At 40.8% G+C, this 16,720-nt stretch carries 14 protein-coding genes; 1 reads left to right on the top strand and 13 read right to left on the bottom strand.

From position 1 onward, the window contains the following. Positions 1-12: 12 nt before the first annotated feature. The 9 genes from ysxE to hemA all read right to left on the bottom strand — a co-directional run bounded on the left by ysxE (position 13) and on the right by hemA (position 8,980). Complete coding sequence (gene ysxE / locus QE429_RS08670) at positions 13-1,050, bottom strand: spore coat protein YsxE (RefSeq protein ID WP_307286386.1); 1,038 nt, start codon at positions 1,048-1,050, stop codon at positions 13-15. Between the two features lie 92 nt (positions 1,051-1,142). Continuing rightward, positions 1,143-2,249, bottom strand: coding sequence for a stage VI sporulation protein D (spoVID, locus tag QE429_RS08665; protein WP_307286384.1), 1,107 nt, complete (start codon positions 2,247-2,249; stop codon positions 1,143-1,145). A 318-nt stretch (positions 2,250-2,567) separates the two neighbouring features. Then, positions 2,568-2,696 carry a hypothetical protein gene (locus tag QE429_RS08660; protein ID WP_307286382.1) on the bottom strand — a complete coding sequence of 43 codons (129 nt, stop codon included), beginning with the start codon at positions 2,694-2,696 and terminating at the stop codon, positions 2,568-2,570. Between the two features lie 69 nt (positions 2,697-2,765). After that, positions 2,766-4,052, bottom strand: coding sequence for a glutamate-1-semialdehyde 2,1-aminomutase (gene hemL / locus QE429_RS08655; RefSeq protein ID WP_307286380.1), 1,287 nt, complete (start codon positions 4,050-4,052; stop codon positions 2,766-2,768). A gap of 24 nt (positions 4,053-4,076) precedes the next feature. Then, entirely contained in the window at positions 4,077-5,057 is a 981-nt protein-coding gene (gene hemB, locus QE429_RS08650; protein ID WP_307286377.1) for a porphobilinogen synthase, read from the bottom strand. Then, positions 5,058-5,843 (bottom strand): uroporphyrinogen-III synthase, encoded by a 786-nt coding sequence (locus tag QE429_RS08645; RefSeq protein ID WP_307286374.1) that lies wholly within the window; start codon positions 5,841-5,843, stop codon positions 5,058-5,060. Next, positions 5,840-6,775 (bottom strand): hydroxymethylbilane synthase, encoded by a 936-nt coding sequence (gene hemC, locus QE429_RS08640; RefSeq protein WP_307286372.1) that lies wholly within the window; start codon positions 6,773-6,775, stop codon positions 5,840-5,842. Before hemC ends, QE429_RS08645 begins: the two co-directional genes overlap by 4 nt. A 15-nt stretch (positions 6,776-6,790) precedes the next feature. Continuing rightward, a complete protein-coding gene (locus tag QE429_RS08635) occupies positions 6,791-7,624 on the bottom strand; it encodes a cytochrome C assembly family protein (RefSeq protein WP_307286369.1) in 834 nt (277 codons plus the stop codon). A gap of 12 nt (positions 7,625-7,636) precedes the next feature. Further along, on the bottom strand, positions 7,637-8,980 hold the full coding sequence (gene hemA / locus QE429_RS08630) for a glutamyl-tRNA reductase (protein ID WP_307286367.1): 1,344 nt from the start codon (positions 8,978-8,980) through the stop codon (positions 7,637-7,639). Positions 8,981-9,195: 215 nt separating this feature from the next. On the opposite strand from hemA, the gene QE429_RS08625 reads away from it, so the two are divergent. Beyond that, a complete protein-coding gene (locus tag QE429_RS08625; RefSeq protein ID WP_307286365.1) occupies positions 9,196-9,684 on the top strand; it encodes a LiaF transmembrane domain-containing protein in 489 nt (162 codons plus the stop codon). Between the two features lie 282 nt (positions 9,685-9,966). Here the strand turns inward: QE429_RS08625 and yihA are convergent, their stop codons facing one another. The 4 genes from yihA to clpX form a co-directional block, all read right to left on the bottom strand. After that, positions 9,967-10,548 carry a ribosome biogenesis GTP-binding protein YihA/YsxC gene (gene yihA / locus QE429_RS08620; protein WP_307286362.1) on the bottom strand — a complete coding sequence of 194 codons (582 nt, stop codon included), beginning with the start codon at positions 10,546-10,548 and terminating at the stop codon, positions 9,967-9,969. Then, entirely contained in the window at positions 10,545-12,872 is a 2,328-nt protein-coding gene (gene lon / locus QE429_RS08615; protein ID WP_307286360.1) for an endopeptidase La, read from the bottom strand. The genes yihA and lon overlap by 4 nt, the downstream gene beginning before the upstream one ends. Positions 12,873-13,289: 417 nt before the next feature. Next, positions 13,290-14,957 carry an ATP-dependent protease LonB gene (gene lonB / locus QE429_RS08610; protein WP_307286357.1) on the bottom strand — a complete coding sequence of 556 codons (1,668 nt, stop codon included), beginning with the start codon at positions 14,955-14,957 and terminating at the stop codon, positions 13,290-13,292. Between the two features lie 119 nt (positions 14,958-15,076). Then, on the bottom strand, positions 15,077-16,336 hold the full coding sequence (gene clpX / locus QE429_RS08605) for an ATP-dependent protease ATP-binding subunit ClpX (RefSeq protein ID WP_307286354.1): 1,260 nt from the start codon (positions 16,334-16,336) through the stop codon (positions 15,077-15,079). Between the last annotated feature and the right edge of the window lie 384 nt (positions 16,337-16,720).

The raw sequence follows: 16,720 nt of genomic DNA, 5'->3' as shown, positions 1-16,720 counted from the left end.
CATCTTGCAGAGTTATGACTGCTGCTGGGCTCCTTCTTTTGCTTTCTGTGCATTTTCAATTTCCGTCATTTTCATCACAATATACTCCGAATTCTTTAAATGCCAATACTTTTGTTGTAACTGGGTCACATACTTCAATTCATTCTTGGGCTTCTGCTTGCGGTAATAGCTTTCCGCCACCTGAATGATCGGTATCGGAAGGGCTAAATAGCTGAAGAATAATAGCTTCTCATCCGGCTTGTATGGAAAATATTTTAGATAATGATACACCCAGTCAATCGCTGTATCATTCCGCTTCGGTCTCGTATTGATGGCACGAGAAAGATACGGAAGAAGATCATGGATGGGCGAACCATATCGGGCATTCTCAAAGTTAATGAAATAGCCGTACCCGCGATCATCAAATAAGAAATGCTCGGCAGCTAATTTCCCGTGCGTAATCACCATGCGAGCTTTTTCAGTATCCTTTGTGTTTTCGTACCATTCTTCAAACTTTGACTTGGAAAACCTTAGCGCCTGGCTTATTTCGTTGTAATACATGCAATACAACAGTTCAAACGGTGACATGTAGGTCTTTTTTTCACATTGATCGATAAAGCCCTCAAGGAATTCTTGATGTTTTTCCATTTGCTGAATCGTTTTTTCATAATGCTCCGTTCGTTCTTCTTTATTGACCGTTACTTCTTTTGCCGAAAGAGTATGGAGCCTTGCTAATTCGCGAAATAATTGCTGATTGGTAGTTTCACGGTTACTTGTTACATCATTAGACATCCAGGGCATCAGATAATACAATTCATTCTCGTGAAGCACGGCATACCTGCCGTCCATCGTCGGATAAATTGGCACGATTCGATTAAACCCTTTTTGATAAAGTAGATGCACATGACGAATGAAATCCGTCCCAATAGCAGGATTGATTTTCTTTAAGGCAAATGTCCCTTTATGGGAGTAAATTTTTTGAACCGTCCCATAATCCTCAACAAAATGAGGTTCAATATAATAGTTTTGTAAAATCGGTGCCAGTTGTTGTACTAGATTGGTCTCATTCATTTGAATTCGCCCTTCTTTCAATGAAAAAGCCGAATTAGCTTTTAAAAGAAGCTGAGCAGGTCAAAGAAAACCCGCTCACCTTTTGTGAATCATTATCTACTTACAAATGCACTTGGGATGTATAAGACCTGCCCCTCGTACACATCTTGATTGAGTTCTAGATTGTTAACGCGCAATAGATTTTGTACCGTTACATCATAACGATCTGCAAGGGTATTTACGGTATCGCCTTTTTGTACAATACAAACTCTTAATTTCGCTTGGTCAGAGGCTTCGTCTTTCCTTGCAAAAAATTCCGTGAGCGTCATACTCTTCTTCTTGGCTGGCTTTTTCTTTTTCGCCTTCGGTGGTTCATCAGATGAGGATGAAGAAGAGCTTTCTTCTACGTGTACGACTTCCTCTTCGAAGACTACCTCTATTTGTGGTGCTGCCTCTTCATGAACAACCACTACTTCTTCTTCAACTTCAACCGGCTGACTAGGCTCGCTTCTTGCCCAGGCAGGTTCATATTCTTCCTGTTCCTCTGCTGACGGCTGATAGTTGAAAGTTGGAAATCTCGGCACAGCTTCCACACTTTCTTCTTCCTGTTGCTTTCTTGCCTCTGCTTCGAATAAATAGTTGTTCTGGTATGTGCTTTGGACAGCCGCTTGTTCAATGGCTGCTTCTTCTTCCTCTTCTTCTTCTGTTTCGTAACGGTTAAGTATCTCATACTCTGGTTGTTCTTCTTGTTGCTGCTGCTCCGAGCCATATAACCCACTGATGGTCAGCTCAGCAGATAGCTTGAGACAACTGCGCTCTGGCGTTGAATAGTCAAAGGATTCCACGAGAACATCGATGTCATAGATGCTTTGAATCCGATTATTCGGGATGGTGATATCGACTGGGAAACGATGTGAAAACTCACAAGTACCTTCTTCCTCGCGTTCAGCCACCCTCTCGACAAACTTTTGGGACGTTACTTCGTCGTCCCCGCCCTCATTGCTAGATTCGTAACTTTTATATTCGCCGGTAAGCTCCAACGAACCACGTATGGTTACGTACTGATCGTTTTCCTGGATGGTAATATCCGGGTCTAGAGAAATCGATAGAAGTTCCTCGACTTCCTGTCCTTTTCTAAACCACAAAGATTCCTCCAAAGAAAATCGTAGGCACGATTGATTCTCTTGGGACAAAGCGACTCCTCCTTTCGTATCCTTCACGCAAAATCACTATGTCACTTTCACTCTATGAACGAAGGGATTTATTTATGATAAAAACATTATGGTGGAAGGAAAAGAATTAGGGTTATTCTGGTTTGATTCGTTCGTATTCGGTTGCAAACTTGGGTCGATTTTCAGATTCGCTGATAAAAGGTCTGAATTCGCCGATAACATGGGAAAATTCGCTGATAGAGGATTGGAATTCGCTGATAACATGGGAGAATTCGCCGATAAATCAGTTCACCGGTATGACGGAGTGTAATTTCACACCAAAATGTACGCCTTTTTACACAAATTTTGGTATTTATAAAATGAATTTTAATTGATTGGCTCAAAATTAAACGTGATTGGCTGATTTTTATTAGTGATTGGCTGATTTTCGATGGAGATTGGCTGATTTTCGATGGAGATTGGCTCATTTTTCGAGGATATTGGATATTTTTCCATATTTTACCAACCAATACACCCACCCCACAAAAAAAGCACCCACCAAAATTCAGGTGAGTGCTCCAAATTTTATTTAAGCTTCGAAAAAGCAACTTCCGCTGCTTGAATTGTCTTCTCGATATCTTCATCCGTGTGGGCAGTCGATAAGAATAATCCCTCGAATTGAGAAGGTGGTAAAAAGATACCCTGCTCCGCCATTTCACGGTAGTATTCAGCAAAGAAATCTAAATTAGATGTTTTTGCTTTTTCAAAATTAACAACCTCTTCATTGGTAAAGAAGAAACCAATCATGGAACCAGCGCGGTTGAATGTGATTGGAATATCATATTTTTCCGCAGCTGCCTTAAAGCCTTTTTCTAGAAGATCACCCTTGCGGATAAACTCTTCATAATGTTCTGGAGTTAATTGGCTCAAGGTTTCATATCCGGCTGTCATGGCAAGCGGGTTACCTGAAAGAGTTCCTGCTTGATAAATTGGCCCGCTTGGAGCGATTTGGCGCATGATTTCGGCTTTACCACCGTATGCTCCTACTGGAAGTCCGCCACCGATTACTTTTCCAAGACACGTAATATCAGGTGTTACATTAAAGAATCCTTGTGCACAGTTGTAGCCCACGCGGAAACCGGTCATAACCTCGTCAAAGATAAGCAATGCCCCGTTAGTTGAAGTAATCTCGCGCAGCCCTTCCAAGAAGCCTGGAAGTGGAGGAACAAGACCCATATTTCCAGCCACAGGTTCAACAATGATACACGCGATATCATCACCGAATTGTTCAAACGCATATCTTACGCCTTCAAGGTCGTTATAGGCCACGGTAATCGTATTTGATGCCACACCTTGTGGAACTCCAGGGCTGTCCGGAAGACCTAGCGTAGCCACACCTGAACCCGCTTTAATTAAAAGAGAATCCCCGTGACCGTGGTAACAGCCTTCAAATTTTAAAATCTTATTACGGCCTGTATAGCCTCTTGCTAAACGAAGAGCACTCATCGTTGCTTCTGTACCGGAAGATACCATGCGAACGACTTCGATCGATGGAACACGTTCAATTACAAGCTTTGCCAGCTCATTTTCCATCAAGGTAGGAGCACCATAGCTTGTGCCAAGCTCCACTACCTTTTTCATCGCTTCTACAACACGGTCATTGGTATGACCAAGAATCAGTGGTCCCCATGAAAGAACATAGTCGATGTATTCATTGCCATCGATATCATAAATCTTAGACCCTTTTCCTCTTTCCATAAAAATCGGGTCCATATTTACTGATTTAAATGCACGAACCGGGCTGTTTACGCCGCCGGGCATCAGGTTTTGGGCTTCTTTAAATGCTTCAATCGAATTAGTATACGAGCGCATCCTTTTCCCTCTTTTCAAAAATGATTATTGGTCTTCTTTTAACCAGCGAATCGCATCTTTTGCTGCATAGGTGATGATCAAGTCTGCACCCGCGCGCTTCATCCCCATCAACATTTCAAGCACTGTGTTCTTCTCGTCAATCCAGCCGTTAGCAGAAGCGGCCTTAATCATGGAGTATTCACCGCTTACGTTATAAATAACGATAGGCAGGTTAAAGGTATTTTTCATATCACGAACAATATCAAGGTATGGCATACCTGGCTTAACAATTAAGAAATCCGCACCCTCTGCCACATCTGATTCCGCTTCTCTGAATGCTTCCATGCGGTTTGCAGGATCCATTTGATAGGTTTTACGGTCACCGAATTGTGGTGCACCTTCTGCTGCTTCACGGAATGGTCCGTAGAATGCAGAAGCATATTTCACGGCATAAGACATAATTGGAATCTCTGTAAAACCAGCTTCATCAAGACCCGCACGGATCGCAGCCACAAAGCCATCCATCATGTTAGATGGCGCAATAATGTCAGCCCCTGCTTGAGCTTGTGCAATAGCTGTTTTTACAAGAAGATCTAATGACTCATCGTTTAGAATCTTCTCGCCTTCCACAACACCACAGTGTCCATGGCTTGTGTATTCGCATAAACAAGTATCTGCTACAACGATGATTTCTGGGAAATGCTCTTTAATATAACGTGTTGCTACCTGAACGATCCCGTGGTCATGGTAGGCTTGTTCACCACAAGCATCCTTAGTCGCTGGAATACCGAATAATAGAACAGACTTAATACCGTGTGCCACGATATCTTCCATTTCTGCATGAAGATGATCGATTGATACCTGGAATACACCCGGCATTGACGACACTTCGTTGCGAATGTTTTCCCCTTCATAAATAAACAGCGGATAAATAAAGTCCTCCGCCTTCAGATGATTTTCTCTAACAAGCGCGCGCATGCTGGCACTAGAACGCAGGCGGCGGTGACGTTTGAATTGAAGTTCCATTTATGTTTCCTCCCTATCTAAGTAAGCAATTGTGCTTTTTATCATGTCTTTAACGGTATATTCTTGTGGCGAAGCATGAACAGGCAGTCCGTATTCCGCCAGCTTTTTTTCTGTTACCGGTCCAATACAACCAATAACACACTTTTTCAGCTGTTGCTCGAGTCCGTACGTGTTAACTACCTCCATCAAATGGTCCACTGTAGAAGGACTAGTAAACAGCAAAATATCCAACTGTTCAACTGCTAACATTCTAGCCAATTTTTCTCGGCTTTCATCGGGCAGATATGTTTCGTAAATAACAATTTCATCCACTACAGCACCGACTTCTGTCAAAGCCTGCGAAATGTATTCCCGCGCAAGATTTCCTTTTGGTAGCAAAACCCGCATACCATGTTGGATATAGGGCTGAAACTCCTCCACAAACACCTCTGCTACATATGCAGATGGGATAAATGCAGGAGTCAATCCTTTTTCCATTAAAACCTCTGCCGTCTTTTTACCAATCACAGCGATTTTCGGAAAAGCTTCGCCTATCATTTCTTTTTTGTAAAAAGAAAAAAAGGTTTCAACCGTTACATTGCTCGTAAAAATAATCCAGTCATATGTATCAAGGGCCTTCAAGGAGTCTTGAAAGCGATCGATTTGTTCAACGGGTCGAAAGGCAATAAGAGGGATTTCAATAGGAATCCCTCCTTCTCTTTCCACAAGCTGTGAAAAGGATCTTGCATGGCTCTCCCCTCTTGGAACAAGAACCTTTTTATCAAGCAGGGGCAACGATTGGATCATCGACCTTCAAGCTCCCGTTTTACCTTTTCAATCAGGTCCTTGGCTCCTTTTTCAATTAATAAGTCAGCAGCCTGCACACCAAGCTCTTCCGGATTTTGGCCTCTTAGTTCCTCTTTGTAGATCTCTTGACCCTCTGGAGAAGCAACGAGTACATTCAACACGACTTCGTCATTTTCATCCACACGGGCAAAGCCGGCAATTGGCACCTGGCAGCCACCCTCCATTTTTTGCAGGAAGGCACGTTCTGCACGGACCGCTCTTTCTGTTTTCTTACAAGTGAATTTTTCAAATAGTTCTAGTAATTCCTTATCATCCTCACGGCATTCAATAGATAATGCTCCTTGGCCGACAGCCGGAATACAAATATCTGCATCAATAAATTCAGTTACAACGTCTGTTGCCCATCCAAGACGGGAAAGCCCAGCGGCTGCTAATATGATGGCATCATATTCTTCTTCCTTTAATTTTGCTAGTCTAGTATCGACATTTCCGCGAATCCATTTAATCTCTAAGTCAGGACGTTGAGCTAATATTTGAGCACTGCGGCGAAGGCTGCTCGTACCCACAATGGCACCCGGCTTTAAATCTTTCAATTTCACATGATCTCTCGAAATCAGAGCATCACGGTGGTCTTCACGGAAAGGAATACAGCCGATTGTAAGACCCTCAGGTAATACAGCTGGCATGTCTTTCATACTATGAACGGCCATATCAATCTCTTTATCAAGCATAGCTTGCTCTATTTCCTTAACGAATAACCCTTTGCCACCCACTTTTGAAAGTTGAACATCAAGGATTTTATCGCCTTTGGTTACGATTTCTTTTACTTCAAACTCAAAGCGGGGATCCAGCTTCTTCAGCTGTTCAATCACCCAATTGGTTTGAGTTAATGCCAATTTGCTCCGTCTAGAACCTACAATAATTTTTCTCATGACTGCCTCCTAGGATTATGAATACCATAAATGGAAAGATGATAATCGACCAAATAAGAAAAAGTTAATTAATACTATTAAAAAAGAAGCGGTATTCCAAATGGCTAATTTCCTGCCAGATAGATTTTTTCCGATCCGGAGATATAAATAAATGCTGTAAGCTGTAAGCAATAAAAACGACCCAATAATTTTCATATCATACCACGGCATTCCAGGTACCTTTAGAAAGGCCCACTGTAAGCCTAAAATTAGACTAAGGAGTAGCATCGGGACACCAATGACAGCTGTTATGTAAGATGACCTTTCGAGTTTATCTAAATCTGCCAGCCTTACTAGCCGAGTTCCCCACTTTTTTTGTTTCAATAAATCGTATTGAAGCAGGTAAAGGGCTGAAAAGACAAACGAAAGTGAAAAGGCCCCATACGAAAGAATCGCCATTGTTATATGGATTAATAGTAGTTCCGACACCAACTGTTTTGCCATGATCTGTGAATGATATTGCATCGGTGCAAAAGTATGGATGGCCATAACGGTAAAGCCAAGGATATTGGTAAAAAAGACGATAAAATCGACTCGTAGTAAGTGATTAATCACAATTGACAATGTTACTAATACCCAGGCATAAAAATAGAGTCCCTCAAAAATAGTTAATACAGGGAACCTTCCTGTTTTCGTCATATAGAAAAATAGGAAGACCGTTTGTAAAACCCATACAAATGCAAGTAACCAGAAGGCAATTCGGTTCGCCTTCCGGTTATGGTGAATGAAATCAAAGAAATATAACAACACACTGAAGGCATATAGAACAACCGTTAATTCATGAAGCCTTGTCATAAAGACGTCAAACATAGAATGTACCCCTTATGACTGAAAGGAAGCCTGCGGTCTAAGAACCGGTGATGGGGTAACTTCGGCTGCTCTCGAATGTTGTTCTTCAACAAGCTCTTCAATATTAAATATTTTCATAAACAAGTCCATTGCCTGTTCGGCATCTGGTCTTGCAGCCAATTCCTTCGCTTGTAGAATCGGATCCTTTAAAAGCTGATTGATAATGCTCTTTGTATGTTTATTAAGTACTTTAAGGTCACGATCGGATAGATTCGGCAATTTTCTTTCTAGACTTTCCATTGTCTCAGCTTGGATGGCTAACGCTTTTTCACGCAGTGCCGAGATGACAGGTACTACACCAAGCATTCCTAACCACTGTTTGAAATCCACAATTTCTTTTTCAATCATCAGTCTAATTTTTGCCGCTGCCTTTTGACGCTCCTGAAGGTTTGCCTCTACAATGCCTTCTAAATCATCGATATCATATAAAAAGACATTCTCAAGTTCTGAAATTCTTGGGTCTAAATCGCGCGGTACAGCAATATCTACCATGAACAATGGCTTGCCCTTGCGCTTTTTCTCTACCTTAGCCATCATTTCTTTCGTGATGACAAAGTCTTTTGCACCTGTTGAGCTGATTAAGATATCCGCTTCAATCAGTGCCTGCTGTAAGTCTGCTAAGGTCTTAGCTTCCCCATTAAAGCGGCTGGCAAGGGATTTCGCTTTATCGAACGTACGATTAATAACCGTTACTTTTTTAACCCCGTTCCCGTGCAGGTTCTGGGCTGCTAATTCACCCATTTTCCCTGCTCCAAAAATCAATACATGCTTGTTGGCAAGGGAACCGAAGATTTTCTTTGCCAATTCCACGGCAGCATAACTGACAGAAACGGCATTTGCACCGATATCTGTTTCTGAATGACCTCTTTTTGCCAACGTAACTGCTTGTTTGAACAAGTGATTGAATACAGAACCGGTCGTTTCCTCTTGTTGTGCCAGCATGAAGCTCGTACGAACCTGACCAAGAATTTGTGTTTCCCCTAGTACCATGGAGTTCAATCCACAAGTCACGTTAAACAAATGCTCGACGGCTCCATCGTCTTCATAAATAAATAAGAATGGAGAGAATTCTGCTTGTTCCAAGCCGAACCATTCAGACAGAAATTCTTTTATATAATAACGGCCTGTATGAAGCTGATCAACGACCGCATAAATCTCCGTACGATTACACGTTGACAAGATAATGTTTTCTAGGATGCTTTTCTTGGTGTTTAACTTTTTAATGGCATCCACAAGTTCGGTTTCATTAAATGTTAACCGCTCACGGATTTCTACAGGGGCAGTTTTATAGTTAAGGCCGATTACTAAAATATGCATTTGGTTAGTACACCCCCACTTAATAGTACATTAACAGTAATAACTAGTTTGATTATATCACGAGCAAATTCGACTTTTGCTCCGAAAATGTGAACAGAAAATGAAACTATATGTTATGATAAAAAAATAATAGGACTAATTTTTTACTTCCTTAAGTACAGTATCAAAAAAATAGAATAGATTCAAGTGAACCTTATTGGAAGTGGTGTTTTTTAATGAAAAATCAGCGTATTTTTCCTGGGATTATTCTAATTGGTTTTGGAGCTTACTTTTTATTGCAGCAAACAGGCATAACTATTTTTCAACAATTTTATACATGGCCTACCTTGCTGTTAATTGTAGGAATTGCTTTTTTAGGTCAAGGCTATTCAGCGAAGGAGTATGAATCGATTCTTCCTGGTGTGATTATGAGTGGTTTTGGGCTCCATTTTCATCTCGTCGGTCATGTGTCCTTTTGGCCAAGCCATACGATTGGTATGCTCATTCTCATAATTTCAATTGGTTTTTTCCTCCGATTTCAAAAAACAAATACAGGCTTGTTTCAAGCTTTCCTTTTTCTCATTTTAGCTGTATTGCTGCTATTTTATGATAAAATTGCCGGCTACTTTGGCTTATTACAAAATGGCATGAGCTTCATCTGGAAATTTTGGCCCGCTCTGTTAATTGTTGTTGGTATTTATTTTCTACTAAAAAAGAAAAAATAAACAAAGAAAAGCGCAAGCGCCTTAGTCAGCCCTGACAGGCAAATGTTCTTCGGCAAGAAAAGTCGCTCTTTGACTTTACTTGCCGAAGGTTATTTGACCCGAGCTGTAACAATCATCGCTTTATCAAGCCATGATTGTTACAAGATACTCAAGGTAGATTATTCAGGGTGAAAACTGGCTAGGCGCTAGAGCTGGACAATTCTCAAAGATTTCTATACTTTCTTAAAATCCATAAAAAACCGCCTGGTAATATACCTGCCAGGCGGTTTTCTTTGTTTCAATTTACATGTAGCTCTCAAGTATGGACCAAGTCTTGTCTTTTCCTTCTCCGGTTTCAGAAGAGAACACAACAAGATGATCGTTTTTATCAAGCTCTAATGTTTCGCGTGTTACTTTTAAATGTTTTTGCCATTTACCTCTTGGAATTTTATCTGCCTTCGTTGCGATGACAACACACGGGATTTCATAATGTTTTAAGAAATCATACATCATCACATCGTCCGAAGTCGGCGGATGGCGTAAGTCAACGATTAATACGACTGCCCGTAATTGCTCACGAGTGGTAAAATACGTTTCAATCATCTTCCCCCATGCAGCCCTCTCCGTCTTCGACACCTTGGCATATCCGTAACCAGGGACATCAACAAAATGGAGAATTTCATTGATTAGGAAAAAGTTTAACGTTTGTGTTTTACCCGGCTTCGACGAAATCCTCGCTAATCCTTTTCGGTTTAGCATCTTATTTATAAAAGAAGACTTTCCAACGTTTGAACGCCCAGCAAGAGCAAATTCAGGCAAATGGGTTTCTGGATACTGTTCTGGCCTTACTGCACTGATGACAATGTCTGAACTTACTACCTTCATTGTGTATCTCCTTCTAATAGGGCATGCTTTAAAACTTCATCTAGATGGGAGACAGGGACAAATTCTAATTCATTCCTTACACTTTCAGGAATATCCTCGATATCCTTTTCATTATCCTTTGGAAGAATGACTTTTGTCAGACCCGCACGATGAGCACTCAAGGATTTTTCCTTTAAGCCGCCGATTGGAAGCACTCTTCCTCTTAAGGTAATTTCACCTGTCATTCCTACCTCACGTCTAATCGGTTTGCCCGTTAATGCCGAAATAAGCGCGGTAGCCATCGTAATTCCTGCGGAAGGTCCATCCTTCGGAACTGCTCCTTCTGGTACGTGAATATGAATATCATATTTTTCATGGAAATTTTCTTCTATACCAAGTTCGGAGGCCCTCGAACGTACATAACTAAATGCAGCTTGAGCTGATTCCTTCATGACATCACCCAACTTACCTGTTAGCACTAGCTTTCCTTTTCCAGGTGATAACGAAACCTCAATTTGCAGGGTATCGCCTCCAACTGTCGTATAAGCTAAGCCAGTAGCAACTCCTACCTGGTCTTCCGATTCAGCCATTCCATAATGAAATCTTGGTTTTCCTAAAAATTCTTCAAGGTTCTTTTCCGTAACCACTACTCGCTTCTTTTCACCAGAAACAATGATTTTTGCTGTTTTTCTACAAATTGTTGCCATTTGACGTTCCAAGCTTCGAACGCCGGCTTCTCGAGTATAATAACGAACCACTTTAGTAATTGCATCATCACGGACTTGAAGAATTCCTTTTGACAGCCCATTTTCTTTAATTTGCTTTGGCAACAAATGATCTCTACAGATATGAACTTTTTCAATCTCTGTATAACCTGCAATATTAATAATTTCCATTCTGTCTAATAATGGACCTGGAATGGTGGATAAATTATTAGCCGTTGCGATAAACATAACTTTTGATAAATCATAGGTTTCTTCAATGTAATGATCGCTAAAATTATGGTTTTGTTCAGGATCTAAAACTTCAAGCATAGCGGAGGATGGATCTCCACGGAAGTCGCTAGACATTTTATCAATTTCGTCTAGTAAAAAGACAGGGTTAATCGTACCTGCTTTTTTCATCCCTTGGATGATTCGTCCTGGCATCGCACCTACATAGGTTCTTCGATGACCGCGAATTTCAGATTCATCACGCACACCGCCAAGCGATACGCGGACAAAGTTACGATTGAGTGACGTAGCGATAGAACGGGCAAGGCTTGTTTTACCTACTCCTGGAGGTCCTGCCAAACAAAGAATAGGTCCCTTCAAGGAATTAGTCAGTTTCTGCACCGCTAAATACTCCAACACACGCTCCTTGACCTTTTCCAATCCGTAATGGTCTTGATTTAATACTTTTTCTGCACGGCGGATATCAATATCATCCTCTGTCTTTTTCGACCAAGGAATCGTAATCAACCAATCGATATAATTGCGAATCACTGCACTTTCTGCGGAGCTGGATGGAACCTTTTCATAGCGATCAAGTTCCTTTAAAGCAGCCTTTTTCGCATGTTCAGGCATTTCCGCTTCTTCAATCTTTTTCGTCAGCTCGGCAATCTCGCCAGTTTTTCCTTCTTTATCGCCTAATTCTTTTTGAATGGCTTTCATTTGCTCACGCAGGTAGTACTCTTTCTGTGTACGTTCCATTGAGCGCTTGACACGCTGCCCAATCTTCTTTTCCAGATTAAGCACTTCTTTTTCATTATGAATGATATCAATGACACGGTTCACACGCTTCTTGACATCAGTGGTCTCAAGGATTTCTTGCTTTTCCTTCAACTTGATTGGTAAATGAGACGCAATGATGTCCGCCATTCTACCAGGTTCCTCAATATCAGCTACTGAGGCATATGTTTCTGCTGAGATTTTTTTAGAGAGTTTTATGTATTGCTCAAAATAATCAAGCATCGTTCTCATCAAGGCTTGATCTTCGACATCCTTCGTGTCAGGATCTTCATACGTCATCACGCTTACCGCATAATAATCATCTTCGTCATAAATAGACACAATTTCCGCACGGTTTAAGCCTTCTACTAACACTCTAATGGTTCCGTTTGGCAGCTTAAGCATTTGCTTCACTTTTGTTAACGTACCGATTTTGTATATATCCTCTTCTGATGGATCATCGATTGATACATCCTTTTGAGTGGTTAAGAAAATTAAATGGTCATCAACCATTGCTTTTTCGAGCGCCTGTACCGATTTTTCACGACCTACATCTAAATGCAGGACCATTGTCGGATAAACGAGCAATCCTCGAAGTGGCAGGAGGGGGACGATCAATTCGTTCTTTTCCGCCATATAATGCACCTCCACATGCAATCCTAGTTTTCCTACTATTGAAAGCAGATTAGTCTTTGTACAATTCTAACGTATTTATAAAATGGTGTCTATTTTAGAGATTAAGCATCTCTTTTTCGTTATAGTATTTATTTTCCCCAAACGTAAGGAAATCTTCCTAGTTTCATTGTGGATTTGTTTTTTAAAATAAGCAATAAAAAACTTCGGTTTGATTGATGAAATACAAACCGAAGTTCATTATTAAAATCTAAACTTGTCTGTTGATTTCCGCTCCAGGCACTTCGCTTTCCGTGGGTGTTTCGGTGAGCCTCCTCGGCGAAACGCGCCTGCGGGGTCTCACCTGAACCATACTCCCACAGGAGTCTTCGTGCCTTCCGCTCCAATCAACAGGATGCCATATTCACAAAAGATATTTCCTTAAATCGATTCCTTCTTCGTTAATTCGATTGCCGCCGGGATTGCTTCATGTTTGCTAAATGATTGGACGAGGGCGATTTCGAATACCTCATGTAGATGGGTCACTGGCACGATGTTGATGCCATCGATTTCGTTCAGGATAGTTTGCATATTTTCTTCTGGGATGATAACCGTTTTCGCGCCTGCCTTTTTGGCTGCCTTTACCTTTGGATACACGCCGCCAATCGGCTTTACATTCCCATGAATACTAATCTCACCCGTCATTGCTACAGTATTATCAATCGGGATTTTATAGATAGCAGAATAAATTCCGGTTGCCATAGCAATACCAGCAGATGGTCCATCAATTGGAACTCCACCAGGAAAATTAACATGAATATCGTAGTCATTTGCCGGAACTCCCATTGAGCGCAAAACTGTAATGACATTTTCAATGGAACCACGGGCCATACTCTTACGGCGAATGGATTTTCCTTGACCACCGATGCTCTCTTCTTCCACTATACCGGTTATATTAATTGATCCTTTTTCTTTTGCCGGGATGACCGTTACCTCAATTTCAAGCAAAGCACCAGAGTTAGGTCCATATACTGCTAGTCCATTCACGAGACCCACATGAGAGAAATCATTAATTTTTCTTTCCATCCTTGGTGTCATCTGGCTGGAATGAATCACCCACTCAATATCTTCATCCTTGATATAATTACGGTCCTCTGTGATGGCAAGTCCCGCGGCAATCTGAATCATATTGACCGTTTCACGGCCATTTCTTGCATATGTAGATAAGGTATTAACTCCAGTTTCACTGATTTGTAGCTTTACTTTTTCAGCTGCTTTCCTTGCCACCTCGATGATTTCCTCCTGATTTAAATCCCGGAAGAAAACCTCCATACATCGGGAACGAATCGCTGGTGGAATCTCACTCGGTGTTCTAGTGGTGGCGCCAATTAAGCGAAAATCGGCAGGAAGACCATTCTTAAAGATATCATGAATATGTGTTGGTATTTGGGTATTTTCTTCATGATAATAGGCACTTTCCAAGAAAACCTTACGATCCTCTAAAACTTTTAGAAGCTTATTCATTTGAATTGGGTGTAATTCACCGATTTCATCAATAAAGAGTACCCCGCCATGGGCATTTGTCACCGCCCCTTGTTTTGGCTGCGGAATACCTGCCTGCCCCATGGCCCCGGCCCCTTGATAAATAGGGTCATGAACAGAACCTATTAAAGGATCCGCTATTCCTCTTTCATCAAACCGTGCTGTTGTGGCGTCTAACTCTATAAACACCGAAGAAGCTTTAAATGGTGATTTCTGATTCTTTTTTGCTTCTTCTAAAACGAGACGAGCTGCAGCAGTCTTCCCCACTCCTGGAGGTCCATAAATAATAACATGCTGCGGATTCGGTCCGCAAAGAGCTGCTTTTAATGATTTAATCCCATCTTCTTGACCTACAATATCTTTAAAGCTTGTGGGACGAACTTTTTCTGCTAATGGTTCAGTCAGTGAAATGGACCGCATTTTGCGAAGCTGTTCCATTTCCTTACGAGATTCCCGATCAATAGACACTTTTTGTGTACGCTGATTCCTCAGCAAATTCCAAAAATACAGCCCAATAATAATTCCGAAAAATAGCTGTATAAATAAGGCGATCCCCGTCCAACTCATACAATTCCCTCCTACTTCCTAAATACCTACAATATATTAATAAGTATTTCCTGCTGAAGGGAGGAATAAACCAATAAATACAAAAAGACCCGGCTACTTGAGCCAGGTCTCCCAAATATTTATGCAGATTTTTCTTCTGCAACAACCGTTCCATCTTCTAATACTAATTTTGGAACACTGTTCTCTAAAACAGTTTCCTTTGTAATGATACATTTAGTGATGTCTTCGCGTGAAGGAAGGTCAAACATAACATCTAACATGATTCCTTCGATGATTGAACGAAGACCACGGGCACCGGTTTTCCGCTCAATCGCTTTCTTTGCGATTTCCACTAATGCGCCTTCTTCAAATTCTAGCTCAACATCGTCGATTTCAAGCATTTTTTGATATTGTTTAACAAGAGCATTTTTAGGCTTTGTTAAAATTTCAATTAATGCTGCTTCATCTAACTGTTCAAGACTAGCAATTACCGGAAGACGACCAATGAATTCTGGAATTAGTCCAAAACGAAGTAAGTCTTCTGGCAATACTTTTGAAAGAAGTTCCTTTTGAGCAACATCTACCTGCTTCACATCTGAACCAAATCCAATAACTTTTTGGCCTAAACGGCGTTTAATAATTGGCTCGATTCCGTCAAATGCTCCACCGCAAATAAATAGAATATTTGTTGTGTCAATTTGGATAAATTCTTGATGTGGATGCTTTCTGCCCCCCTGTGGCGGAACACTTGCAACCGTACCTTCAAGAATTTTTAATAGTGCCTGCTGAACGCCTTCGCCAGATACGTCTCTTGTGATGGAAGGGTTCTCTGACTTACGGGCAATCTTATCAATTTCATCAATATAAATGATTCCTTTTTCTGCTTTTTCAACATCATAATCAGCAGCTTGGATCAATTTTAATAAGATATTCTCTACGTCTTCCCCAACATATCCAGCTTCAGTTAAAGAAGTGGCATCCGCAATGGCAAATGGCACATTCAAGATACGCGCCAATGTTTGTGCCAATAATGTCTTACCACTACCGGTAGGTCCAATCATACAAATATTACTCTTGGAAAGCTCAACATCATCAATTTTGCTATTAGAATTGATTCGCTTATAGTGATTGTATACTGCAACGGAAAGATTCTTTTTCGCCTGGTCCTGACCGATGACATACTCATTAAGTATTTCACAGATTTCCTTTGGCTTTGGAACATCTTTAAATTCTACTTCTTCCTCCGTTCCAAGCTCTTCCTCTACGATTTCTGTGCAAAGCTCAATACATTCATCGCATATATAAACTCCCGGTCCGGCAACCAATTTACGTACTTGATCCTGTGTTTTACCACAGAAAGAACACTTTAACTGCCCTTTTTCATCATTAAATTTAAACAATTCTTTCACCCCTTAAAACGTGTTATACCCTTATTTGAAACGGTGAATTACACAAACAAAAATCTTCATTTTTCTTACTATTCAATGGTATGTATTTTGCATTGTATCACATGAAGCCAATAGACTGGAAATAAAACGCATTACGCTAATATGTTTTCTTTATGCTTTTGTTTGTGTAAATCATGAAAACTATGTACCCATTTCATCTTAACCATAATTACTAAAGTTAAGTCTTAAAACTGTTTGGAAATTAATTATTCGCCTTCGTTTGCTTTATTTCCTGCCCATGGAAAAATAAAAATATCTCCCGCTGTGAAACACAACTAGATAATAAACAGGTTTCCCTGACCTTATTATAATATGTAATGAGAAAAATGTATAAAA

This window comes from Bacillus sp. SORGH_AS_0510, from assembly GCF_030818775.1.
Taxonomy (GTDB): Bacteria; Bacillota; Bacilli; order Bacillales; family Cytobacillaceae; genus Neobacillus.
This window is presented reverse-complemented; position numbering and strand designations above follow the sequence as displayed.

Bases quoted from the DNA above. Each gene is read 5' to 3' on its own strand.
- hemA (WP_307286367.1), bottom strand. From the start codon at position 8,980: ATGCATATTTTAGTAATCGGCCTTAACTATAAAACTGCCCCTGTAGAA.
- lon (WP_307286360.1), bottom strand. From the start codon at position 12,872: ATGGCGGAAAAGAACGAATTGATCGTCCCCCTCCTGCCACTTCGAGGA.
- QE429_RS08635 (WP_307286369.1), bottom strand. From the start codon at position 7,624: ATGTTTGACGTCTTTATGACAAGGCTTCATGAATTAACGGTTGTTCTA.
- QE429_RS08625 (WP_307286365.1), top strand. From the start codon at position 9,196: ATGAAAAATCAGCGTATTTTTCCTGGGATTATTCTAATTGGTTTTGGA.
- hemB (WP_307286377.1), bottom strand. From the start codon at position 5,057: ATGGAACTTCAATTCAAACGTCACCGCCGCCTGCGTTCTAGTGCCAGC.
- QE429_RS08660 (WP_307286382.1), bottom strand. From the start codon at position 2,696: ATGGAAAAATATCCAATATCCTCGAAAAATGAGCCAATCTCCATCGAA.
- yihA (WP_307286362.1), bottom strand. From the start codon at position 10,548: ATGAAGGTAGTAAGTTCAGACATTGTCATCAGTGCAGTAAGGCCAGAA.
- QE429_RS08645 (WP_307286374.1), bottom strand. From the start codon at position 5,843: ATGATCCAATCGTTGCCCCTGCTTGATAAAAAGGTTCTTGTTCCAAGA.
- hemL (WP_307286380.1), bottom strand. From the start codon at position 4,052: ATGCGCTCGTATACTAATTCGATTGAAGCATTTAAAGAAGCCCAAAAC.
- lonB (WP_307286357.1), bottom strand. From the start codon at position 14,957: ATGAGTTGGACGGGGATCGCCTTATTTATACAGCTATTTTTCGGAATT.
- ysxE (WP_307286386.1), bottom strand. From the start codon at position 1,050: ATGAATGAGACCAATCTAGTACAACAACTGGCACCGATTTTACAAAAC.
- hemC (WP_307286372.1), bottom strand. From the start codon at position 6,775: ATGAGAAAAATTATTGTAGGTTCTAGACGGAGCAAATTGGCATTAACT.